Origin of the sequence: Brevundimonas sp. (genome assembly GCF_035626975.1) — a bacterium.
Classification (GTDB): Bacteria; Pseudomonadota; Alphaproteobacteria; order Caulobacterales; family Caulobacteraceae; genus Brevundimonas.
On record NZ_DASPMQ010000019.1, the window covers coordinates 59,859 to 80,783 of the forward strand.

Here is a 20,925-nt window from a genome sequence, read left to right on the forward strand (position 1 = left end):
TCGTCACCCGGGGGCGATGACTACATCGCCGCCTTGATCTGCTCCGCCTGGCGCAGGTGAGCCTCGATCTTCGCGATCACCGAGCGGGCATGGGCCGCCAGCGCCGAGTCGGCGTTCGAGAAGCCGCGGTGCAGGGTCAGCGCCTCGTTGTGCGCCGCGATCTGCTGGTCGACCCAGACGCGGTCGAAGTTCTCGGCCGACGCCGAGCGCAGGTTGTCGATCAGCCCCTGCCGACGCTCGTCCAGGGCCGTCGGCGCCGTCGTGCCCGGCGCGGCCTGCGGCAGCATGGCCTTCAGGGCGTTCGACGCGGCGGTGTGATCCGTCCTGATCATGTTCGCCAGTTCCTTGACCGCGGCGTTGCTGGACCGCTCCAGGGCGATGTCGGCGGCCTGGATCTCGTACATGTCCCCGATGGCGGCGCTGGGAATGTAGGCCGCCTGCAGGTTGGAGCCCACGGTCGCCGCCGAGGTCTGGCCGACCGGGCCGGACGCCGCGTCCTGAACCTTGTCGACGGCCTCCGGGCTCTGTTCGCGGTTGCAGCCGGCAAGCAGGGCGACGCAGGCGACACCGGCGAGAAGGGGTCTGATCATGGCTATTCCTCCGTTGAGGCCCGATGAACCGGGGCCAATGCCAAAGGTTCCCATGGTCGCCACCCGGCCGACTTCGGTGTAGAAGCGCCGCCCGATGGACCGCCGCCTCTCGATCGCCCCGATGATGGACTGGACCGACCGGCACTGCCGGGCGTTCCATCGCGCCCTCACGTCCCGCGCCCTGCTCTATACCGAGATGGTCACCGCCCCGGCCGTGATCCACGGCGATCGCGAGCGCCTGCTCGGCTTCGATCCGGTCGAGCATCCGGTGGCGCTGCAGCTCGGCGGCTCGGACCCGGAGCAACTGGCCGAGGCGGCGCGGATCGGCGCGGCCTTCGGCTATGACGAGATCAATCTCAACGTCGGTTGCCCCTCGGACCGCGTGCAGTCCGGCCGCTTCGGCGCCTGTCTGATGCGCGAGCCGGCGCTGGTGGCCGAGTGCATGGCGGCGATCAGGTCGGCGGTCGCCGTCCCCGCCACGGTCAAATGCCGCATCGGGGTCGATGACCAGGATCCGGCGGTGTCGCTGTTCGAAACCGTCGACGCCTGCGCCGCCGTCGGGGTCGAGGTGTTCATCATCCATGCCCGCATGGCGTGGCTGCAGGGCCTGTCGCCGAAGGAGAACCGCGACGTGCCGCCGCTGGACTACGCCCTCGTGCGCCGGTTGAAGCGCGAGCGGCCGCGCCTGTCGGTGACGATCAACGGCGGCGTCGCCTCGCTGGACGAGGCCGAGGCCCATCTCGACGACGCGGACGGGGTGAAGCTGGACGGCGTCATGCTGGGCCGGGCCGCCTATCACGAGCCGGCCATTCTCGGCGAGGCGGACCGACGGTTGTTCGGCGCGGCGACGCCCGACGTCGGGGCCTTCGAGGCCATCGGGCGCTACCGCCCCTATATGGCGGCGCGCCTGGCCGAAGGGACGCACCTGGCGGCCATGACCCGGCACATGCTGGGGCTGATGCACGGCCGCCCCGGCGCGCGCGCCTATCGCCGCATCCTGACGGTCGAGGCCGTGAAGCCGGGCGCGGGCCTCGAGGTGGTCGACCGCGCCGTCGACGCCGTGCGCGAGGCCGAGGCCGCCCGGACCGAACCGCGCACCGAGGCGGCCTGACGGCGGCTCTCCGGGCCTGGCGCCGTCTTCGTGATGCAACGGAACCACACCGGCGACGGTTGTCGCGCGTTTACCCTGTGCAGCGGGAACAGAGCGTCGCCGGCTCGCATTCGGCCTGGCAGGAGTACGCCATGCCCAAGACCCCGCCCACCAGGCCCGAGTTGCGTCTCGTTCCCGGCGACGCCGAGATCTACGACCTGATGCGCACGCCCGAAACCACCACGGAGCGCGTCAAACGCCTTCAGCTCGAGGCCCGCGCCCTCGCCGTCGAACAGGTCGAGGCGCTGGAGCGGGTGCTGCTGGACGCCTCCCGCATGGCGAAGGAGATCGCCGACGGCGGCGACGCCTATCCGGTCGGGGCCCGCGAGCTGGCCGGCCGCCTGTCGGCCGACCTGCCGGCCAAGGCCGAGACCCTGAAGGCCATCGTCAGCCGCATCCTCTAGGGTTCAGACTCAAAAAAGGGTCTGAACAGTCTGAAGGGTCTGATTCTGGCGGGCCGCCCCGGACGAAAGACGGAGTCCGCGGAGTCCGCGGGTCCGGATCGAGTGTGGAGACGGACCTCAACGGCGCGTCGGCGGTTCGATTGTCAAAGACCGGAGGGCATCATGCGCCCGCCGGCTTCTCAGGCGGACACATCGCATCGAGAATCTATGAAGGCGTTGATCGGGCCGGAATTTTTCCACTGAACCCGACTATAGATTCGCGAATTGTCGACACAGCGTCACGGCGCCCTCTTCGCCTGCGGGAGCCGAATCAGGCGCGCGCCGCCCGGCCTTCGCGGATGCGGCGCGCCAGGCGGAAGACGATCACCGCCAGCACCAGCAGCACCAGCGGGATGACGATCGGCGCCAGGAAGGCGACGATCACGGTGAGGAAGGCCAGCACATCCTCGACCAGCGACACCACCGGATTGCCCAGGCCGCCCGTCGTCGCGGTGGATCCCACCCGCACCCCCGTCTGGGCGGCGTTGAAGGCGAGGGCCGCCGGCGCGCCGACGATCAGCCCGGCCACCGCCGCCATGGCCGGATCGACGGCCCAGAACACGCTGCCCGCCGCGACGGCGCCGGCCACCGGCCGGGTGATATAGCCGACCGCGTTCAGCCCGTGATCGATGGCCGGGACCTTGTCGCCGAGGAACTCCGCTGTCGTGGCCACGCCCAGCGCGGCTATGGCGGGCCATGAAACCAGCCAGTCCATCTGGTCGATCAGCCGGACGCCGAACATCTCGAACCGCGCCGCCAGCGCCAGCATCAGCAGGGGCAGGAAGGTGCGCAGTCCCGTCGCCGAGGCAAGCCCCAACCCCAGCAGGGCGGGCAGGACCCACACCTGCATCGGCCCCGCCGCCGCCCCCAGCGTCTCCAGATCGACCTCGGGCATCGCCGTCTCCTCCAACCGCCCCGCTACAATGCGCGGGAACACCCCGGCGCTCCATCGACTTTCCGGTCATTCCCGAAACAGGAGCCGATCATGGACGACCGCTTCGAACACCGCGCCGACCGGATCGCCGATCAGGAGCGGAAGATCCAGGCCGGGATCGACGCGAAGGCCTCAGGGGGTGGCGGCCCGGAAGGCGAGGGCGCGGTCCAGGCCGGCGCGCGCCGGTACCCCGAGCCGCCCTTCCCGGAGCAGCATCAGCGCAAGCCGGGCGAGGAGGCCGCCCTCGACCCCGCCCCGATGTACGACGCCCCCTTCTGGAAGGGCTCGGGCAAGCTCGACGGCATGGCCGCCATCATCACCGGCGGGGACTCCGGCATCGGCCGGGCCGTGGCCGTGCTGTTCGCCCGCGAGGGCTGCGACATCGCCATCTGTCACCTGGACGAGGAAAAAGACGCCGACGACACCCGCAAGGCCGTCGAGGCCGAGGGCCGCCGCGCCATCGTGCTGAAAGGCGACGCCGCCGACCCGGCCTTCTGCGAGGCGTCCGTGAAGGCGACGCTCGAGGCGTTCGGCCGGCTGGATGTCGTCGTTCCCAACGCCGCGTTCCAGGAGCATGTCGAGGCGCTGGAGGACCTGACCCTCGAGCATTTCGACCGGACCCTGAAGACCAACCTCTACGGCTACTTCAACCTGGTGAAGGCGGCGGTCCCGCATCTGAAACCCGGGGGTTCGATCGTCATGACCGGCTCGGTGACCGGCATCAGGGGCAGCGAGAATCTGCTCGACTACTCAATGACCAAGGGCGGCATCCACGCCTTCGGGCGTTCGCTGGGCACGCACCTCGCGCCGAAGGGAATCCGCGTCAACGTGGTGGCGCCGGGGCCGGTCTGGACGCCGCTCAACCCCGCCGACCAGAAGGCGGAGAAGGTCGCCCGGTTCGGCTCGAAGACGGTGATGAAGCGCCCCGCCCAGCCGGAAGAGATCGCCCCCGCCTTCGTCTTCCTCGCCTCGCCGCAGTGCTCCAGCTACATCACCGGCGAAATTCTGCCGATCATCGGCGGCTACGGCGGCTAGCGGACGGACCCCGCCGGGGGCTGGTCGCGCCCGGCGTCCCGTTCGCCGCCAGTGTCAGGCGACGACGTCGCTGTACTGGCTGTGCCGCTTCAGCCAGACCACGGCGTAGCTGCACCGGGGCGCCAGTTTCAGTCCCTCCGCCCGGGCATGCTCCGCCAGCGCCTGCATGAAGGTTCCCGCCGCGCCGGTGCCCCGCAGGGCCGGGTCTGCCTCGACGTACTGAATGACGCGCGTGTTTCCGTGAATCGCGTAGTCCGCGTACACGGTGCGGGTCTGTCCGTCGGAGTCGGTGAAACCCTGCTCGAACCGCTGGCGGGCCACGACGTCGCGGAGATCAGTCATCTGCGGGCGCTCCTCACGTTGTGTCGGCAAACCGACACAGGGCCAATCCCCGATCCCCGCGAGGCGTTCCTTGCCGACCGTCGATCATCCACATTTCATGGACGGCTGTCGCTCCGGCGCCTCAGGGCGCCCGGTCGCCCAGCAGGTTGATGAGCCCGAGGACGCTCTTCACCGTGAACCAGATGCTGATCAGCAGCCACAAAATCCACGACAGGATGAAGAACGGAATCCCGATGATGATGATCGACAAAAGGCCTGTAATCACGATGGCGATCCAGCAGGCGATCGTCCACCAGAATACCGACCAGAACAGCCGGATCTGGGCGTTCAGGTGTTCCAGGGCCAGGCCCGAGGCTGAGCTCCGGGCTGCGTAGGCGACCACCAGCCCGACCAGCACCAGCACGTTGGCGCTGGGGATCGACAGGATGAACAGCGCCCAGGCGATCAGCGCCGGAACCTTGCCCTCGGCTTCGTGTCCCGGCTGGAACCGGGGTTCGCGCCGATCTTCGGGCGGGGTGGCGGTCATGGTGTTCGCTCCTTCAGATCCACCAGCCCTGGGGGTCTGCGATCGGCCGGCCGGCCTTCAGCGCCCAGACCCCCGCCGCGCCCCGCGCGACCAGCCACAGGGCGGCGAAGAACATGATGGCCGGCCCCAGGCCGAAGGGCACGAGGAAGAAGATCAGGCCCACCGCGACCGATACCGCGGCGGTCCACAGGGTGCGCTGCTGATAGACGAAATGCGACAGGGAGACGGGGTCGTCGGGGCCGGACCGACCGGTGACGGCGAACAAGCCGATGATCGCCGAGGCTCCCAAGGTGGGGATGGCGAAAAGGATCAGCGCATAGACAGCGTACAGGCCCATGCCGCCTCCTGGAATGGCCGTCGGCTCGCGCCGCCGGGGGCGGGCCGAGGGTTCGGGCGACGGTTCAAAGAAAGGGGCGGCCGCGACCGGCGGTTCGGGCGGAGGCGGCGTCGCTTGCGTTGCAGGCGGCGCTTCGGCGGGTCCAGGCGCCGGCTCGATCGGGATCGAGGCGGCGGCGGACGCGGTGAACAGGTCCGGATCCGGCCGGTTCGCCGTTTCCGGCGCCGACACGGCCTCTGACTCAGCCTCTGGCGCAGGCGCCGGCTCGGCCGGCGTGCGGACGCGGCCCTGCAACGACGCGGGCGAGGCGAAGCCGATCAGGTCGTCATGATCGTCGTCCGGAGCGTGGGGATCGCCGGGTTCGGCCATCAGGGGTCCTTCGAGTCCTTGAAACCAGAATGACGGTCCGCCGCGGCGGGCGCAACCGCCGAACGCGCGGAGCGTCAGCGCGCCAGCGTGACCTCGCAGCCGGGGGCGATGACGCCGTCCAGCGCGCCGGGCTTTTCGATCCGCACCGTGCAGCGCCGCACCCGGGGGTCCTTCAGGCAGGCCAGCGCCAGCCGTTCGGCGAAGGTTTCCACCAGGCCGACATGGCCCTCGGCCACAATGGTCCGGGCCGCCTCGGCCACGGTCTCGTAGTTGATGGTGTCGGCCAGTCGCTCGACCGCCGCCGGAACCAGGTCGAGAGTCACGTCGATGACCAGCCGCTGCAGCCGCCCCAGCTCGTGGTCGTGCACGCCGATGCCGGCCGCGACCTCCAGGCCGCGCACGAACACGCTCAGGCCCTCGCGGCGGATGCCCGGGGCGGCGTCGGCGCCCGGGAAGGGCAGGGGGGATGAGGCGGCCACGGGCTACTCCACGATGTCCGGGGTTTTCCAGGCCAGGTGCTGGCCCCCGTCGACGGCGATCATCTGGCCCGTCACCAGCTCCGCGTCCACCAGCCATCGCACCGCCGAGGCGACGGCCTCGGGACTGCCGGCGCGCGCCAGCGGGATGGCCCGGGCCTCGGCCTCGAACTCGACCTCGCTCTGGTGCGTCGAGGGCAGGGTCGGACCTGGCCCGACGCCGTTGACCCGGATGCGCGGGGCCAGCGCCTGGGCCAGCGTCCGCGTCGCCCACCACAGGCCGTTGCGCGACAGGGCGTAGGAGATGAAGCGCGGATCTGGCTTCAGCACCCGCTGGTCCAGCAGGTTGACAATGGCCGACCCGTCCGGCGCCTGGGCCGCGAACGCCTCGGCCAGCACGATCGGCGCGCGCAGATTGGTCTCCATGTGCGCGTCCCAGGTCGCGCGCGACAGCGCCCCGACCCGGTCGTCCTCGAACACCGAGGCGTTGTTGACCAGAACCGCCAGCGGCCCGATCGCCGCCACGGCGTCGGGAATCAGTCGCCTCGTTCCCGCCTCGACCGCGAGGTCGGCGGCGACGGTCGCGGCGCGGCGGCCCAGCGCCCGCACCTCGCCGGCGACGGACTCAGCCTCCTCGCCGGAGTTGCGATAGTGGATCGCGACGTCGAAGCCGGCGCGGGCCAGCTCCAGACAGATGGCCCGGCCGATGCGCCGACCCCCGCCGGTGACGAGGGCGGCGCCGGCCCGTGCCTGGCCGCGACCCGCCGACGGCTCAGTCAACCCGGCCGAACTCGATGAAGTTGATCGCGGCGAGAAGGGCCACGAAGCCGAGGATGATGAAGAGGGCCAGCATGCGATGCTCCTGTGTCGGCCCCGCCAATAAAGCGCGCGGCCCCGCTGTTCAAGAAGGCGTCAGGCCCTATCGTTCCGCCCATGACGACGTGGCGCACCCGCATCGAGCCCTGGACCCGGCCGCTGTTCTTCGCCCACGCCCGGGCGTCCCGCGGCATGACCCTGGGCGTGCGAGGCGTGGCGGTGGACGGCGACGGCCGCGTGCTGCTGGTCAGGCACACCTATCTGAACGGCTGGTGGCTGCCCGGCGGCGGGGTGGAGCGCGGCCAGACCGCCGAGGCGGCCCTCATCCGCGAGATGCGCGAGGAGGCCGGCGTCATCGTCGATGGCCGCCCGATCCTGCTCAGCGTCCACTCCAACGACCGCCACTTCCGCGGCGACCATGTGCTGGTCTACCGCGTCGAGCGCTTCACCCTCACCGATCGCACGGCCCACGGCGAGATCGCCGACGTCGGCTGGTTCGACCCCTGCGCGCTTCCGGACGACGTCCACCGCGCCACCCGCGCCCGCCTGTCCGAGGTTTTCGGCGGGGCCGAATGCGATCCGGCGTGGTGAGGCGCGTCCCGGCCTTCAGGCGGCCGGCGCGCTCCTGGGTTTGCGGGCCGTCGACAGGTTCAGGGCGACGGCGGCGCGGATGAGCGCCTTCAACGCCTCCTCGTCGATCTCGCCGCCCTGATGGAAATCGATGGCGCGACGGGTGTTGCCCTCGAGGCTGGAGTTGAACAGGCCCGAAGGGTCTTCCAGCGAGGCGCCCCTGGCGAAGGTCATCTTGACGGCGGTCTTGTACGTCTCGCCGGTGGTGATGATGCCGGCGTGCTCCCACACCGGGACGCGGCCCCATTTCACGGTTTCGACCACCTCGGGATCGACCTGATGGATGAGGGCGCGAATCCGGGCGAGGGTCTCGCCCCGCCAGTCGGCGAGCGCCGCGATCTTCGCGTCGATCCGTTGCGAGGCGGAGGCGCCGTCCCCGGCCGCGTCGATGTCTGTCTTTCCCATGGTCGTCCCTCCAGTCACATGCGTTCGCCGGGCAGCCGGCTGGCCTGTTTGATCCAGTCCGCAAGTCGGGCCTCGTCGAACGGGTCGTCCTCGTGGATGTGGAAATAGCGCACGTCCTTGTGCTTCGACGCGACGGGCGGCGTGGGGTCCAGCGCCGCGCCGCGGAAGAAGGCCACCTTCAGATAGCGGTCGAAGGCGTGGAAGCTGGCGAACCAGGCCCCCTCCTCGACGCCGTACATCGGCGTGTTCCATTTGACCGCCTTCTTCACGCCGGGGACGGTGCGCTCGATCAGGGCGTCGAGGCGGCGCCCCAGGTCGCCCTTCCAGCCGGGCGCGGCCTTGATCCAGGCCTGGACCGGCGCGTCGCCGTAGCCCTTGGGAATCTGGGGGTTGCCGCCGGACAGGAGGGCCGGCCGGGCGGCGGAACGCGATGCGGGGGTCTTGCCGGTCATGGTGTTCGCTTCTCAATCCGCCCGCGCCAGAACCTGTTCCAGGTTGGCGAGGAACTGCCGCCAGCCGGCATGGGCGCCGCCGAAGGCCTGTTTCTGGTCGGGGCGGAAGCCCGCCTGCTCGACCCGCAGATGCGTTCCCGCGTCTGTCGGGGTCAGGGTGAAGGTCACCACGCTCTTCATGGCGTAGGCCAGATCGTCGTGGGCGAAATCCCAAGTGTAGGACAGGGTCCTTTCCGGTTCGATGGCCAGGACCTCGCAGTCCAGCACCCCGCCCCACTCGCCGCTGAGCCTGAAACTGTGGCCCACGACCGGCTTGAAGTCGTTCTTCATCAGCCACTCCTCCATCAGGTGAGGCTGGGTCAGGGCGCGCCAGAGCTTCTCCGGCGGAAACGGGATCTCCCGTTCAACGACGACGGAGCGGGTTCCGGTCGCGGCATCGGTCATTGGTCCATCCTTTTGAGCAGGTCTTCCAGGTGGTCGATCCGGGTTTCCCAGAATCCGGTCATCCGGCCCGTCCAGTCGGTCAGCGGGGCGAGAGCCTCCAGTTGCGCGCTGTAGTGCGTCTGCCGGCCGTGGGGCCGGTCGCGCACCAGTCCGGCCTGTTTCAGGACCCCGAGATGTTTCGAGACGGCGGGCTGCGAGACCCCGGCGCCGGTCGTCAGGGCCCCGACCGTCTGCTCTCCCTCGCGGCACAGCCGTTCGAAGATCGCCCGCCGGGTCGGATCGGCGAGCGTCTTGAACAGGACATCCTGGGCGTTCAGCATCTGAAATCCATAACCGAATGGCTATAGATCGATCCATAACCGTCGGGATATATGTTCGTCAAGCCGGCGCCTGGAGAAGACCGTGCCGATCCGCCTGCCGGATCTCCGGACCATCGGCGGCGCCTCTCGCCAATCGGGAGCCGCCCGGCTACTCAGGCCATATGAACCCCGCCCTGTTTTCCATGGTCGCCGTCGTCCTCGCGGGCGGGGCCACCGCGCTGCAAGCGCCGACCAACGCCAAACTGATGGGAGCCGTCGGCTCGCCGGTGAACGCCGCCCTCGTCTCCTTCGCCGTCGGCACGGCGGCGCTGGGCCTTGCGGCGCTCATCCTCCAGGCCAGGCCGGACATCGCTGCGACCCGTGCATTGCCCTGGTACGCCTGGGTTGGCGGTCTTTACGGCGCGGTCTTCGTGGTGGCCGCCGCCTGGGGCGTGCCGCGCCTCGGGGTCGCCCTGACCATCACCCTGATGGTCGCCGGCCAGCTCCTGATCGGCATGATCCTCGACCATTTCGGCGCCTTCGGCATGCCGGCGCAACCGATCAGCTGGGGCCGCGCCGCCGGCGTCGCGCTTGTGATCGCCGGCGTCGTCATGGTCCGGAAATTCTGATCGGCTGCTGACGCTTCGCGGCGGCGCGGGGACGTCTATATTGGCTCCGATGACCGAGGAGACGATTCCCGCCGACGCCGAGACGCCGCCCGCTCCGCTGGTCGCCGCCGACCTGATCCGCGACGAGGCCCGGCGCGCGCCTGACAAGCCGGGCGTCTACCGCATGTACGGCGAGGACGGGTCCTGCCTCTACGTCGGCAAGGCCCGCTCGCTGAAGAAGCGCATCCTCCAGTATGCGCAGGGGCGGTTCCACACCCAGCGCATCAGCCTGATGGTCTCCCTGACCCGGTCCATGGAGCTGGTGATCACGGCCTCCGAGACCGAGGCCCTCCTGCTGGAATCGAGTTTCATCAAGAAGCTCAAGCCGCGCTTCAACGTGGTGCTGCGCGACGACAAGTCGTTCGCCGAGCTGATGATCCGCCGCGACCACCGCGCGCCGCAGGTCCGCAAGCACCGCGGAGCCCATACGGTGAAGGGCGACTATTTCGGCCCGTTCGCCTCGACCTGGGCGGTCAACCGCACCCTGACCACCCTGCAGAAGGCGTTTCTGCTGCGGTCGTGCTCGGACAGCGTCTACGAGACCCGCACCCGGCCCTGCATGCTGCACCAGATCAAGCGCTGTTCGGCGCCCTGCACCGGCCTGATCCCGCTCGAGGACTACGGCCGGCTGGTCGACGAGGCCGAGGCCTTCCTGCGCGGCAAGTCCCGCGCCGTCATCGGCCGTCTGTCCAAGGAGATGAGCGCCGCCGCCGAGGCCATGGACTACGAACAGGCCGCCCGCGTCCGCGACCGCATCCGCGCCCTCTCGGCCATCTCGATGGAGAACTCCGTCAGCGCCGACGGCGTCGCAGAAGCCGACGTCTTCGCCCTGCATTCCGATGGCGGCCAGGCCTGCGTTCAGGTGTTCTTCTACCGCGCCGGCCAGAACTGGGGCGGCCGCGCCTACTTCCCGCGTGTCGACCGGGCGGACACCGACCCCGAGATCCTCGCCGCCTTCCTCGGCCAGTTCTACGAGGACAGGCCGGTGCCCCGGCAGATCCTGTCCAATATCGTTCCGCACGAGAAGGAGCTTCTCGAGGAGGCCTTCTCGATGAAGGCCAGGACCGTCGACGGACGCCGGGTGGTCAGTATCGAACGGCCGGCCCGCGGCGCCAGGAAGGCCCTCGTCGACCACGCCCTGACCAACGCCCGCGAGGCGCTGGGCCGCAAGATGGCCGAGGGCTCCGCCCAGGGCAAAATCCTCGACGAGGTGTGCGAGGCGTTCGGACTGGAGGCCCGCCCCGAGCGGATCGAGATCTACGACAACGCCCACATTTCCGGCACGAACGCCGTCGGCGGCATGGTCGTGGCCGGGCCCGAGGGGTTCCGGAAGAACCAGTACCGCAAGTTCAACATCCGCGGCGAAGACCTCACCCCCGGCGACGACTACGGCATGATGCGCGAGGTCATGCGCCGCCGCTTCAGCCGTCTGGTCAAGGACGAGGACGAGGGCGAGGAGGTCGAACGCCCCGATCTGCTGCTTATCGACGGCGGCGCCGGGCAGCTGGCCGAGGTCCAGGCGGTGCTGGCCGATCTCGGCCTCGACGACATCGTCGCCGTCGGCGTGGCCAAGGGGCCGGACCGTGACGCGGGCAAGGAGCATTTCTTCATGCCGGGCAAGCCGCCCTTCATGATGCCCCTCAAGTCGCCGGCCCTCTACTATATCCAGCGTCTGCGCGACGAGGCGCACCGCTTCGCCAACGGCGCCCACGCCACACGCCGTTCGATGGACATCCGGCGCAATCCGCTCGACGAGATCGAGGGCGTCGGCCCGGGCCGCAAGAAGGCGCTTCTGCACGCCTTCGGCTCGGCCAAGGGCGTCTCCCGCGCGACCGTCGCCGACCTCGTCAAGGTGGAGGGCGTGAGCCAGCCGCTCGCCGAGCGCATCCACGCCTTCTTCCACAAGGGGTGAGGCCCCGTCGCCTCTGGTGGTTCGCGTGAGCCGTGCTAAACCTGCGCGGGAGTAAGGGGGCGTGCGATGGTTGGACGGTTGTTCGTGGCGCTCGCCGCGTTGCTGGCGATGCTCGCGAGCACGGCGTCGGCGCAGGAGGTCGAACTCGCGCCCGCGCCGGCCTGGGTGATGGCGCCTCCCGCCGATCCGCCGACGCCCGCAGCCGGCGATGCGGCCCTGCGCACCCTGGCCATCGACCACCAGATCCGCTTCGACGCCGAAGGAACGCACACCTACGTCTTCCAGCGCTTCCAGGTTCTCACCCGGCAGGGGCTCAGCAGCGTCGGCACCGTGAGCCTGGTGTGGAGCCCCCCGCGCGAGACCATCCAGGTCCACGCCCTGCGTCTCATCCGTGACGGCCAGACGATCGACGTTCTCGCCAGCCAGCAATTCGAGACGCTCCGCCGCGAGAGCAATCTCGAGTCCGCGATGCTGGACGGAAGCCTGACCGCCACCCTTCAGCCGCGTGACATCCGGGTCGGGGACATCCTGGAGCTGGCCTTCACCTCCCACGACACCCACGGCGTGCTCGCGCCCCATCTCGAATCCTTCGACGGCGCGGGCGGGGGCGAAGCCATCGATCGCTACCGCCTGCGGGCCAGCTGGTCGGAAGACCACCCGATGCGGGTAATGGCCTCGGCGCCGTGGGCCGACGTTCGTCCGCGCCGGGTCGGCCGGGACTGGGTCTATGAGATCGACGCCCGGACTCTCGCGCCCGAGCGGATGCCCGACGACCTCCCGGTCCGCTTCACCCTGTCCCGCTCGGTCCAGTTCACCGACTTCGGGTCCTGGGCCGACGCCTCCCGAGTGATGGCGCCGCTCTATGAACAGGGCGCGACGCTCGAGCCCGACTCGCCGCTGCTGGCCGAGATCGAACGTATTCGCGCCGGGCACGACACCGACGCGGCCCGCGCCGCGGCCGCCCTGCGGCTGGTCGAGGACCAGGTCCGCTATCTCGCCCTGTCGATGGGCGAGGGCAACTACGTCCCGGCGTCCGCCGACGAGGTCTGGCGCAGTCGCTACGGGGACTGCAAGGGCAAGACCGTGCTGCTGCTGGCCCTGCTCAAGGGGCTCGGCATCGAGGCCGAGGCGGTGCTGGTGAGCACCGGCTGGGGGGATGGGCTGGACGTCCAGCTGCCGCTGCTGGCGTGGTTCGACCACGTCATCGTTCGCGCCACCGTCGACGGCAAGGCCTACTGGATGGACGGCACCCGGATCGGGGACCGCACCCTCGATGGGCTGGTTCCCGAGGCCTATCGCTGGGGTTTGCCCGTGCGGGCCGCCGGGGCGGTTCTGGAAGCGGTCGAACAGCCGCCGCTGACCGTTCCGTCCATGGAGGTCGTGGCGGAACTGGACGCCCGCGCCGGCCTCGACGCGGACGCCGGCATGTCGATCGACATCATCTATCGCGGCGACCACGCCACGGCGGTTCGCCGCCAGCTCGGCAGCATCCCCCCGGATCAGCTGGAGACCATGTTCAAGTCCCAGTGGGACAGCGACGAGGCCGGGATGACGATCGACGCGGTGGAAACCCGCTACGACGAGCCCGCCAACGAGCTTCATCTCATCATGCGCGGCACGACCCGGATGAGCTGGGTCGACGGATCCGGCGGGCGCGTCATGGCCTTCCCGGATTCCGCCATCGTCCTGCCGAGCCGGGAGGAGCGAAAGGGTGTTCTGGCGCAGTTCAAGGACCATCCCTACGCCATCGACCACCCGGCGATGAGCCGCGCGGTCTACCGCGTGATCCTTCCCCACGGGGGCCGTGGCTTCCAGCTCGAGGGCGGCGACCAGACGCTGGAAGGCGGCGGCTACCGGATCGAGCGGCGCGGAACGCTGGCCAACGGCGTCGCCGAGCTCGCCGTGTCCACGACCAGCCTGACTTCCGAGGTCACCGCCGAGGAGATGGCCTCGACCCGCACCCGCGCCGAAAACGCCTCGGCCCTGCCGTTGCGCCTGCGGGCTCCGGCCGACTATGCGCCGACCAGCGGCGACGCCGCCCGCCGGCAGCCGGGTTCAAGCGACACCGCCGATCTGATCGCGCGCGCCGGCCGTCTGAGCGAGGCCGGCGACCACGACGGCGCCCTCGCCCTGCTCGGCGCGGCGATCGAACGCGAACCCGGGAACGCCGAAGCCCTGCGGGCGCGGGGCCAGGCCCGGCTCGCGGCTCGCGACTACGACGGCGCGCGCGCCGACTACGATCGCGCCGTCGATCTGGACCCGGCCGATCACGCCGCGGCGGCGGGGCAGGGCGTCGCGGCCCTCGGCCAGGGCAGGTACGACGAAGCCGTCGTCGCCCTTTCGGTGGCCCTGCGGCTCGACCCCGCCGATGTGAGGGCCCTGTCGGCCCGCGGCGCGGCCTACTACCAGCTCGGTCGGTCGGATCGTTCGCTGGCCGACTATCGCGCGCTCAAGACCACCCTGCCCGACAACCCCACCGGTGCGTTCGGCGAGCTGCGGGCCCTGATCCGCCTCGACCGCGGCGACGAGGCCCGCACCCTGATCGCCTCCAGGCTGGCCGACGACCCGACCGATGGCATCGCCCTGGACGCCCTGGTTCGCCTGGAAAAAAGGGCCGGCAGGCCGGCTGACGCGCTGCCCGCCCTGGACCGCGCCCTCGAGGCGGCCCCCGGCGCCGCCAACCTCCTCAGCCTTCGTGGCCAGATCCGGGCCTCTGTGGATGACATGGCCGGCGCGCGAAGCGACTTCGCCGCCATGCGCGACATGGATCCCGGCGATCCGGTGATGCTCAACAATGTGTGCTGGGCCCAGGCGCTTGAGGCCTTCGATCTGGACCAGGCGCTGGCCGACTGCGACGGGGCCCTGTCGGCGGGTGAAGCCGCCTTCATCGACAGCCGGGCCATGGTCCTGCTTCAGATGGGCCGCTACGACGAGGCCAGAATCGACTACGAACGCGCCCTGGCCGCCGCCCCCGACCAGACGCCGTCGATCTACGGCCTGGGCCTGGCCCGCCTCGCGCTCGGGGACGCCGGGGGCAGCGAGGATCTCGCAAGGGCGCGCGCCCGGAACATTGATGTCGCGGAGGATTTCACCGTGTTCGAGGCGCGGCATCCTGACCTGGTGAAATGATCGGGGGCTGGCGCGGTCGCGGGGTTTGAGGCATGGCGCGTTCATGAGCGAGTCTACCGACGACGAACTGGCCGCAGGCTATCGACGTTTCCGCACCGAACGCTGGCCGGCCGCCAAGGCCGACTATGAGGCCCTCGCGGTCGAGGGCCAGCGGCCGCACACCCTGGTCGTCGCCTGTTCGGACAGCCGCGCCGACCCGGCCCTGATCTTCGACACCGCCCCGGGCCAGCTGTTCGTGGTCCGCAACGTCGCCAATCTGGTGCCGCCCTACCAGCCCGACGGCCGCCTGCATGGCGTCTCGGCGGCGCTCGAGTTCGGGGTCAAGGTGCTGAACGTGTCGCGCATCGTGGTCATGGGCCACGCCCATTGCGGCGGCGTCGGCGCCATGCTGAACGGCGCGCCCGAGAACTGCCGCGACTTCGTCGCTCCGTGGGTCGGGCAAGCGACCCCGGTGGTCCGCCGCGTGGCCGAGGCCGTTGAGCCGGACCAGGTCGAACGGGCGGCCGAGGAGGCCGTGGTCCGTCTGTCGCTCGACAACCTGCGCACCTTCCCCTGGATCGCCGAGCGCGAGGCGGCCGGCGAGCTGACCCTCACCGGCCTGCATTTCGGCATCGCCGACGGCATCCTGCGCGCGCTCGCCGGTCCGGGCCGCTTCGTGGCCCTATGACCATTCTTGCTTCAGGTCGGATCGACCTGAATCCAGAAAATGGTCCAGACTCAGGGAGCGAAATCTGAGCCGTGATGGACGACGTCCGTCACGACCGATCTCGCCCTGCTCGCCTCACGCATCGAAGCGTGGCACATCGGCGTTGAAGCACGGATGCAGCCCATGACCCCCACCCACCACGCCAATCCCATTCCGAACATCCTGACGGGCCTCAGGCTCGTCGCGGGGGTGGTGATGTTCCTGATCCTGGCCGGCGCGGCGCCGCAGGGCATTCCGGTCCTGTCCGACTATCTGAGCCCGGACGACCAGTTCCGCCTCGGCCGCACCGCCTTCGCCATCTTCGTGGTCGCCGCCTCGACCGACTGGGTCGACGGCTATCTGGCGCGGCGCTGGCACGCCACCACCCGCTGGGGCGCCATCCTCGATCCCATCGCCGACAAGGTGCTGGTCACCGGGGCCATCCTCGGCGTGCTGGCCTGGGGGTCGGTGGCCCAGAGCGCCATTCCCTGCGGCCTGATCCTGTTCCGCGAATTCGCCGTCTCGGCCCTGCGCGAGACCGTGGCCGGCAAGGTCAAGCTGCCCGTCACCCTGCTGGCCAAGTGGAAGACCATGCTGCAGATGGTCGCTCTCGGCGCGCTGCAGATCGCCCTGCTGTGGGACGGCTTCGGCTGGCCGCTGGAGTGGCAGCCCCACTTCCAGACCTTCGCCTACCTGCTGATCTGGGTCGCCGCCATCGTCACCCTGTGGACCGGCTGGCAGTATTTCTCCAAGGCCCAGCAGAAAATGAGCCAGCTCTGACTCCGGGGAAAGGAGGGTCTATTCGACCCCCAGCTCCTCAACCAGCCGCTCCATCCCGTAGACGTCCCGCAGCGCCGTGGTCACCGCGCCGGTGGTCACGATCACCGAGCGGTTGACGTTGCGGTCGTAGCCGTAGGCGTTGCGCTGGGTCAGGACGGTGGAGTCGAAATTGGCTCCCAGGATCTCGCCCGCCTCATTGACCACCGGACTGCCCGACGATCCGCCGATGGTGTCGGACGACAGCGTCATGTTCATCACCGTGTCGCCGTCGATCCGGTCGCGGGCGGCCAGCAGCTTCGGCGCCACGTCGAACGGCGGCGCCCCGGTCGCGCGATCCCACAGGCCGTCGAAGGTGGTGAAGGGACCCCAGCGCTGGCCCGGCACGTCCGAGCCCTCGATCTTGCCATAGGTCAGCCGCAGGGTGCCGGTGGCGTCCGGATAGACGCTGTCGCCATAGGCGGCGAAACGGGCGGCGGCCAGCCGTTCCGAGGCGCGGTCGGTCGGGGCCTGGACCCGGTTCTCCCAGTCGGACCGCGCCGCGCGGGTCTCGTCCTGGATCGACAACAGATACTGGATCAGCGGGTCGTCCGAGGCCTGGACGGCGGCCAGTCCACCCTCCCACAGCGCCCTGCGGACCGCCGGATCGGCCAGTTTCGTGCCGTTGACCAGACGCGCCGAGAGGGCTTCCGGAGATTCCGCGCCGAGCAGACCGCGGACCGCGGGGTTGTCGACCGTCAGCCATTCGCGGGTCTTGGACAGCCACCATTCGATCCGGACCTGATCCAGCGCCGGATAGATCGGCCGCTCGGCGAACAGGGCGGACTGGGCCGCCGCCAGTCGGCTGTCGGCATATTCGGGCAGCCGCTCGGCTGACGGCTTTTCGCGTTCCTGCGCGCCGCGCACGAGGGTCCGGGCCCAGTTGAACAACTGCGACCCGCCGGCCACCGGAGTCGTTCCCACGCCGGTCGCGCCTTCCAGCAGGGCATAGGCGGCATAGGTCTCGCGCTGGATCGGCTGCACCGCGGCAAGCTCGGCCCAGGGGTCGCCGATGCGCGCGGCGAGGGCGGCGTCGGCCGCGACCCGGCGGCGGAACTCCGCCTCGCCCGCGGCCCGTCCGGCCATGAAGGCCGGATCGATCAGCGCCCGCATCCGCCCCAGTCCGCGCTTGTAGGTGTTCTCCAGCCCGACGATCGGGTCCATGGCGATGAAGGCGTTCTCGTCGCTCTCTTCCGAGAATCGGATCAGCCGTCCGCGCAGCTCCGAGGCGATCAGCTGATCCATCGGCAAGACCACGTCCCGGATCGTCATCAACTGGTCCTGGGTCAGCAGCCGCTGGGTCGCGCCGGGGCTGCCGGCGACGAACACCGGCGTGCCCTCGACGGGCTTCGAGGCATTCCATTTGAAGTGCGTGGGCGTCGCCACCGGCTGGCCGTTCTCGTAGAGGCGGATGAAGGCCGCATCGATGGCGAAGCGTGGGAAGCTGAAGTTGTCCAGGTCGCCGCCGAACGTCGCCGCCCGGTCCTCCGGCGCCCAGGCCAGCCGGACGTCGGTGTAGCGGCGGAATTTATACAGCTTGAACTGGCCGCCCCGGTACAGGCTGACCACCTGACAGCGCACGGTGGCGTCGCCGGCGCAGGCCTCCTGCTCGATCCGGCCGGATTCGGCGTCGCGCGCCTGGGTGAAGGCCTGGCCTTCCAGCCCCGCGCCCGCCGCGTGCATCCGCGCCGTCACGTCGGAAATGTCGGTCAGGATCTCCGCCGTGCCGCCGGGGCATTTCAGCTCTTCCTCGCGGGTCCGCGGCGCGAAGCCGGTCTCGGCGTAATTCACCGCCGGGGTGGACAGATTGGCCACGCAGGTGGCGACGCAATGGTTGTTGGTCATCACCAGGCCCTCGCCCGAGACGAGGCCGGCCGAACAGCCGCCGTACTTGACCGAGGACAGCCGCACCCGGTCCAGCCACGCCTGGTCGATGTTCGTCCCCAGCGTCTGGTTGGCGCGCGCGATGGGGAAGTTGTCGAACGTCCACATGCCCTCTTCGGCGTGCGCCGAAGAGGCGGCGGCGAAGGCGAGAACGGCGGCGGAGGCGGCGAGGGTGAGGTGACGCATGAAACACTCCTTCCTTCTCCCCGCGGGAGAAGGTGGCGGCCGGAGGCCGACGGATGAGGGGTCGCACAGGCGGACCCGATTTGATGGCCGGACCATGAATGACGAAGGGGTCGCCCGGCAAGACCGGTGCGACCCCTCATCCGTCAGGCTTTGCCTGACACCTTCTCCCGCAAGGGGAGAAGGGAGGTTACTCCACGCCCAGCTCTTCCAGGATGCGCGGGTTGGGATAGACGGTGCGGAGCACCTCGGTGATGGCCGCGGTCGACACCGTCACCGTCCGGTTCAGCTCGCCGTCGTAGCCGAAGGCGCCGCCCAGCGAGTGGATGTTGCCGTCGAAGGCCGCGCCGATCACCTCGCCCTCGGCGTTGACCACCGGCGAGCCGGAGTTGCCGCCGATGATGTCGTTGGTCGAGACGAAGTCGTAGACCACCGCCTTGTTCACCCGGGCCTCGTTGTCGGCGAAGGCCTGGGCGAGGCTGAAGGGCTCCGATCCGGTGGCCCGCTCATACAGGCCGCCGATGTAGGTGAACGGCGGCACGGTCACGCCACGGTACGTCCAGCCCTTCACCTCGCCGTACGACAGGCGCAGGCTGAAGGTCGCGTCCGGATACTGGTTGGTCCCGTAGACGGCGAACCGCGCCTGGGCGACCTTCTCGGCCGCGCGGGCGGTCGGCGCATTGACCTCGGCCGCCCAGCGGTCGGCGATCGCCTTGGCGGCCGCGTCATTGGCGGCGACGAAGGCCAGCAGCGGATCGGCCGCCGACAGCTGCTCCACCGTCATGCCCAGCGCCTGCCGCCGGAATTCCGCATCGGCCAGCTTCGTGCCGGAAACCAGGCGGTCGGCCAGCGCCTCGGGGCTCTCGCGGCCCAGCATCGCCTTCACCTGCGGATGGTCGACGGTCAGGTATTCGCGCGTCTTGGACAGCCAGTAGCGCATGCGGATCTCTTCCATGTCGGCCGAGACCGGCGTCTCCGCGCCAATGGCCTCGGCCAGGCGGGCGCGCTGGGCTTCCGTCATGGCCGGGTTCTTGGCGGCGCGGATCAGGGCGCGAGCCCAGGTATAGAGCTGCGAGCCGCCGCCGGCCGCCTGTTCGAGCTGGCGATACGGCAGATACAGCTCGGTCGCCGTCGCCTGGACGCGCGCCAGCTCCGTCCACGGGTCGCCGATCTGCTGCACCAGGTTCGGGTCGGCCGCGACGCGGGCGCGCAGCTCATCTTCCTCGGCGCGCTTGCGGGCCATGAAGGCCGGATCGGTCAGGGCGCCCTGCTGGCCGTAATAGACCTTGAAGCTGTTCTCCAGGCCGAAAATCGGATCGAACGACACCCGCTTGGCCTCGTCGCCGGTCAGCGAATATTCGAGCAGGCGCCCGCGCAGCTCCGAGTTCTGGATCAGGGTGACCGGCAGCTGCTGGTCGCGCAGGCGCTCCAGCTGGCTCATCGTCAGCAGGCGGGAGGTCGAGCCCGGATTGCCGGCGACGAAGGTGACATCGCCTTCCTTCGGGGCCTCGGCGTTCCACTTCAGGAAGTTCGGCGTCTCGACCGGCTTGCCGTCCTCGTAGGCCCTCAGGAAACCGGCGTCGAGGGCGTAGCGCGGGAAGTTGAAATTGTCGGGATCACCGCCGAAGAAGGCCGCCTGGTTCTCGGGCGCGAAGACCAGCCGCACGTCGTCATACTTGCGGAATTTGTGCAGGCTGTACTGGCCGCCCCGGTACAGGCTGATCACCTGGCAGTTGAACGTCTCGTCGCCGGCGCAGGCCTCGTCCTGGATTTTGGTGATCTCGGCCTGCCGCGCCGCGTTGAAGGCCGCGCCTTCCAGTCCCTGGCCGGCGCCCTGGACGCGGGCGGTGACGTCGACGATCTCGGTCAGCACCTCGGCCGTCTGGCCCGGGCAGCGGATCTCGTCCTCGCGCGCCGCGGCCGTGAAGCCGTTCTTCACATAGTCCTTCTGCGGGTCCGACAGCTCCTGGGCGCACCCGACCACGCAGTGCCAGTTGGTCAGGATCAGCCCCTCGGGCGACACGAACGACGCCGAACAGCCCTGGATGCGCACCGAGGCCAGCCGCAGCCGGTCCAGCCACGCCTGATCGATCCGGGTGCCGTATTTCTGGTTCACGGTCTGGATGGGGAAGTTGTCGAACGTCCACATGCCCTCGTCGGCCATGGCGGCGGACGGAACAGCCATGACGGCCATGGCGCCGGCGAGGGCGGCGAGGGAAGCGGTCACCGAAATGGCGGACCGAAGCGAACGGAGGATCATGCTCAAGCTCTCTAGGGCAGCCGGCTCCCGCCGGATTGGATGCGCCATCCTAAGCACCGCCGGTGAACGAAGGCCATCCACATGGCCTTAATCCGATTTAACTTGGCCCCAACCATCGGCGCCTTCAGATAGCGGCGTAA

22 protein-coding genes are annotated in these 20,925 nt (G+C 69.8%); 9 read left to right on the plus strand and 13 right to left on the minus strand.

The features are described from left to right. Nucleotides 1-20: 20 nt before the first annotated feature. Nucleotides 21-590, minus strand: coding sequence for a DUF4142 domain-containing protein (locus VEB62_RS05540; RefSeq protein ID WP_324796503.1), 570 nt, complete (start codon nt 588-590; stop codon nt 21-23). A 94-nt stretch (nt 591-684) separates the two neighbouring features. Between VEB62_RS05540 and dusA the strand changes: the two genes are divergently transcribed. After that, nucleotides 685-1,701, plus strand: coding sequence for a tRNA dihydrouridine(20/20a) synthase DusA (dusA, locus tag VEB62_RS05545; protein WP_324796505.1), 1,017 nt, complete (start codon nt 685-687; stop codon nt 1,699-1,701). Nucleotides 1,702-1,832: 131 nt separating this feature from the next. Continuing rightward, complete coding sequence (locus VEB62_RS05550; RefSeq protein ID WP_324796507.1) at nt 1,833-2,144, plus strand: hypothetical protein; 312 nt, start codon at nt 1,833-1,835, stop codon at nt 2,142-2,144. A gap of 310 nt (nt 2,145-2,454) precedes the next feature. Here VEB62_RS05550 and VEB62_RS05555 read toward each other — a convergent pair whose 3' ends face one another. Next, complete coding sequence (locus VEB62_RS05555; RefSeq protein WP_324796509.1) at nt 2,455-3,078, minus strand: DUF4126 domain-containing protein; 624 nt, start codon at nt 3,076-3,078, stop codon at nt 2,455-2,457. A gap of 90 nt (nt 3,079-3,168) precedes the next feature. Between VEB62_RS05555 and VEB62_RS05560 the strand changes: the two genes are divergently transcribed. After that, nucleotides 3,169-4,152, plus strand: a complete 984-nt coding sequence (locus VEB62_RS05560; RefSeq protein WP_324796512.1) for an SDR family oxidoreductase — start codon at nt 3,169-3,171, stop codon at nt 4,150-4,152. 54 nt (nt 4,153-4,206) lie between these two features. On the opposite strand, the gene VEB62_RS05565 is transcribed toward VEB62_RS05560, so the two are convergent. From VEB62_RS05565 to VEB62_RS05585, 5 genes are all read right to left on the minus strand, one after another. Beyond that, nucleotides 4,207-4,494: a GNAT family N-acetyltransferase gene (locus VEB62_RS05565; protein WP_324796515.1), complete on the minus strand. Its 288-nt coding sequence runs from the start codon at nt 4,492-4,494 to the stop codon at nt 4,207-4,209. A gap of 121 nt (nt 4,495-4,615) precedes the next feature. Then, nucleotides 4,616-5,020 (minus strand): hypothetical protein, encoded by a 405-nt coding sequence (locus tag VEB62_RS05570; RefSeq protein WP_324796518.1) that lies wholly within the window; start codon nt 5,018-5,020, stop codon nt 4,616-4,618. A 13-nt stretch (nt 5,021-5,033) separates the two neighbouring features. Continuing rightward, on the minus strand, nt 5,034-5,726 hold the full coding sequence (locus tag VEB62_RS05575; protein WP_324796521.1) for a hypothetical protein: 693 nt from the start codon (nt 5,724-5,726) through the stop codon (nt 5,034-5,036). A gap of 74 nt (nt 5,727-5,800) precedes the next feature. Next, nucleotides 5,801-6,205 (minus strand): dihydroneopterin aldolase, encoded by a 405-nt coding sequence (gene folB / locus VEB62_RS05580; RefSeq protein WP_414641984.1) that lies wholly within the window; start codon nt 6,203-6,205, stop codon nt 5,801-5,803. Nucleotides 6,206-6,208: 3 nt separating this feature from the next. After that, nucleotides 6,209-6,982, minus strand: coding sequence for an SDR family oxidoreductase (locus VEB62_RS05585; RefSeq protein WP_324796524.1), 774 nt, complete (start codon nt 6,980-6,982; stop codon nt 6,209-6,211). Between the two features lie 153 nt (nt 6,983-7,135). On the opposite strand from VEB62_RS05585, the gene VEB62_RS05590 reads away from it, so the two are divergent. Beyond that, nucleotides 7,136-7,609 carry an NUDIX domain-containing protein gene (locus VEB62_RS05590; RefSeq protein WP_324796527.1) on the plus strand — a complete coding sequence of 158 codons (474 nt, stop codon included), beginning with the start codon at nt 7,136-7,138 and terminating at the stop codon, nt 7,607-7,609. A 15-nt stretch (nt 7,610-7,624) separates the two neighbouring features. Here VEB62_RS05590 and VEB62_RS05595 read toward each other — a convergent pair whose 3' ends face one another. From VEB62_RS05595 to VEB62_RS05610, 4 genes are read right to left on the minus strand one after another with little or no spacing between them, the layout of a single operon-like run. Continuing rightward, a complete protein-coding gene (locus VEB62_RS05595; RefSeq protein ID WP_324796530.1) occupies nt 7,625-8,053 on the minus strand; it encodes a DUF1801 domain-containing protein in 429 nt (142 codons plus the stop codon). Between the two features lie 14 nt (nt 8,054-8,067). Continuing rightward, complete coding sequence (locus tag VEB62_RS05600) at nt 8,068-8,505, minus strand: DUF1801 domain-containing protein (RefSeq protein ID WP_324796533.1); 438 nt, start codon at nt 8,503-8,505, stop codon at nt 8,068-8,070. A 12-nt stretch (nt 8,506-8,517) separates the two neighbouring features. Then, nucleotides 8,518-8,949 (minus strand): SRPBCC family protein, encoded by a 432-nt coding sequence (locus VEB62_RS05605; protein WP_324796535.1) that lies wholly within the window; start codon nt 8,947-8,949, stop codon nt 8,518-8,520. Further along, nucleotides 8,946-9,269: an ArsR/SmtB family transcription factor gene (locus tag VEB62_RS05610; protein WP_324796537.1), complete on the minus strand. Its 324-nt coding sequence runs from the start codon at nt 9,267-9,269 to the stop codon at nt 8,946-8,948. The genes VEB62_RS05605 and VEB62_RS05610 overlap by 4 nt, the downstream gene beginning before the upstream one ends. A gap of 161 nt (nt 9,270-9,430) precedes the next feature. On the opposite strand from VEB62_RS05610, the gene VEB62_RS05615 reads away from it, so the two are divergent. The 5 genes from VEB62_RS05615 (at nt 9,431) to pgsA (ending at nt 16,422) form a co-directional block, all read left to right on the plus strand. Then, the gene (locus tag VEB62_RS05615) at nt 9,431-9,877 is read left to right on the plus strand and encodes a DMT family transporter (protein WP_324796539.1); all 447 of its coding nucleotides are present in this window, start codon (nt 9,431-9,433) and stop codon (nt 9,875-9,877) included. Nucleotides 9,878-9,926: 49 nt separating this feature from the next. Beyond that, nucleotides 9,927-11,828, plus strand: coding sequence for an excinuclease ABC subunit UvrC (uvrC, locus tag VEB62_RS05620; RefSeq protein ID WP_324796542.1), 1,902 nt, complete (start codon nt 9,927-9,929; stop codon nt 11,826-11,828). Nucleotides 11,829-11,894: 66 nt separating this feature from the next. After that, on the plus strand, nt 11,895-14,957 hold the full coding sequence (locus VEB62_RS05625; RefSeq protein WP_324796545.1) for a tetratricopeptide repeat protein: 3,063 nt from the start codon (nt 11,895-11,897) through the stop codon (nt 14,955-14,957). Between the two features lie 43 nt (nt 14,958-15,000). Further along, complete coding sequence (locus tag VEB62_RS05630) at nt 15,001-15,624, plus strand: carbonic anhydrase (RefSeq protein ID WP_324796547.1); 624 nt, start codon at nt 15,001-15,003, stop codon at nt 15,622-15,624. A 162-nt stretch (nt 15,625-15,786) separates the two neighbouring features. Then, entirely contained in the window at nt 15,787-16,422 is a 636-nt protein-coding gene (pgsA, locus tag VEB62_RS05635; protein WP_324796550.1) for a CDP-diacylglycerol--glycerol-3-phosphate 3-phosphatidyltransferase, read from the plus strand. Between the two features lie 18 nt (nt 16,423-16,440). Here pgsA and VEB62_RS05640 read toward each other — a convergent pair whose 3' ends face one another. Both VEB62_RS05640 and VEB62_RS05645 read right to left on the minus strand, forming a co-directional pair. After that, the gene (locus tag VEB62_RS05640; protein WP_324796553.1) at nt 16,441-18,528 is read right to left on the minus strand and encodes a S46 family peptidase; all 2,088 of its coding nucleotides are present in this window, start codon (nt 18,526-18,528) and stop codon (nt 16,441-16,443) included. Nucleotides 18,529-18,715: 187 nt separating this feature from the next. Next, nucleotides 18,716-20,785 carry a S46 family peptidase gene (locus VEB62_RS05645; protein WP_324796556.1) on the minus strand — a complete coding sequence of 690 codons (2,070 nt, stop codon included), beginning with the start codon at nt 20,783-20,785 and terminating at the stop codon, nt 18,716-18,718. Nucleotides 20,786-20,925: the final 140 nt, after the last annotated feature.

What these genes read in the sequence shown, in the direction of transcription:
- VEB62_RS05590 (WP_324796527.1), top strand. Translation starts at nt 7,136, where the DNA reads ATGACGACGTGGCGCACCCGCATCGAGCCCTGGACCCGGCCGCTGTTC.
- VEB62_RS05600 (WP_324796533.1), bottom strand. Translation starts at nt 8,505, where the DNA reads ATGACCGGCAAGACCCCCGCATCGCGTTCCGCCGCCCGGCCGGCCCTC.
- VEB62_RS05615 (WP_324796539.1), top strand. Translation starts at nt 9,431, where the DNA reads ATGAACCCCGCCCTGTTTTCCATGGTCGCCGTCGTCCTCGCGGGCGGG.
- VEB62_RS05555 (WP_324796509.1), bottom strand. Translation starts at nt 3,078, where the DNA reads ATGCCCGAGGTCGATCTGGAGACGCTGGGGGCGGCGGCGGGGCCGATG.
- VEB62_RS05575 (WP_324796521.1), bottom strand. Translation starts at nt 5,726, where the DNA reads ATGGCCGAACCCGGCGATCCCCACGCTCCGGACGACGATCATGACGAC.
- dusA (WP_324796505.1), top strand. Translation starts at nt 685, where the DNA reads ATGGACCGCCGCCTCTCGATCGCCCCGATGATGGACTGGACCGACCGG.
- VEB62_RS05550 (WP_324796507.1), top strand. Translation starts at nt 1,833, where the DNA reads ATGCCCAAGACCCCGCCCACCAGGCCCGAGTTGCGTCTCGTTCCCGGC.
- pgsA (WP_324796550.1), top strand. Translation starts at nt 15,787, where the DNA reads ATGACCCCCACCCACCACGCCAATCCCATTCCGAACATCCTGACGGGC.
- VEB62_RS05570 (WP_324796518.1), bottom strand. Translation starts at nt 5,020, where the DNA reads ATGACCGCCACCCCGCCCGAAGATCGGCGCGAACCCCGGTTCCAGCCG.
- VEB62_RS05595 (WP_324796530.1), bottom strand. Translation starts at nt 8,053, where the DNA reads ATGGGAAAGACAGACATCGACGCGGCCGGGGACGGCGCCTCCGCCTCG.
- VEB62_RS05540 (WP_324796503.1), bottom strand. Translation starts at nt 590, where the DNA reads ATGATCAGACCCCTTCTCGCCGGTGTCGCCTGCGTCGCCCTGCTTGCC.
- VEB62_RS05645 (WP_324796556.1), bottom strand. Translation starts at nt 20,785, where the DNA reads ATGATCCTCCGTTCGCTTCGGTCCGCCATTTCGGTGACCGCTTCCCTC.
- VEB62_RS05605 (WP_324796535.1), bottom strand. Translation starts at nt 8,949, where the DNA reads ATGACCGATGCCGCGACCGGAACCCGCTCCGTCGTCGTTGAACGGGAG.
- VEB62_RS05640 (WP_324796553.1), bottom strand. Translation starts at nt 18,528, where the DNA reads ATGCGTCACCTCACCCTCGCCGCCTCCGCCGCCGTTCTCGCCTTCGCC.
- VEB62_RS05560 (WP_324796512.1), top strand. Translation starts at nt 3,169, where the DNA reads ATGGACGACCGCTTCGAACACCGCGCCGACCGGATCGCCGATCAGGAG.
- VEB62_RS05610 (WP_324796537.1), bottom strand. Translation starts at nt 9,269, where the DNA reads ATGCTGAACGCCCAGGATGTCCTGTTCAAGACGCTCGCCGATCCGACC.
- VEB62_RS05625 (WP_324796545.1), top strand. Translation starts at nt 11,895, where the DNA reads ATGGTTGGACGGTTGTTCGTGGCGCTCGCCGCGTTGCTGGCGATGCTC.
- VEB62_RS05565 (WP_324796515.1), bottom strand. Translation starts at nt 4,494, where the DNA reads ATGACTGATCTCCGCGACGTCGTGGCCCGCCAGCGGTTCGAGCAGGGT.
- uvrC (WP_324796542.1), top strand. Translation starts at nt 9,927, where the DNA reads ATGACCGAGGAGACGATTCCCGCCGACGCCGAGACGCCGCCCGCTCCG.
- VEB62_RS05630 (WP_324796547.1), top strand. Translation starts at nt 15,001, where the DNA reads ATGAGCGAGTCTACCGACGACGAACTGGCCGCAGGCTATCGACGTTTC.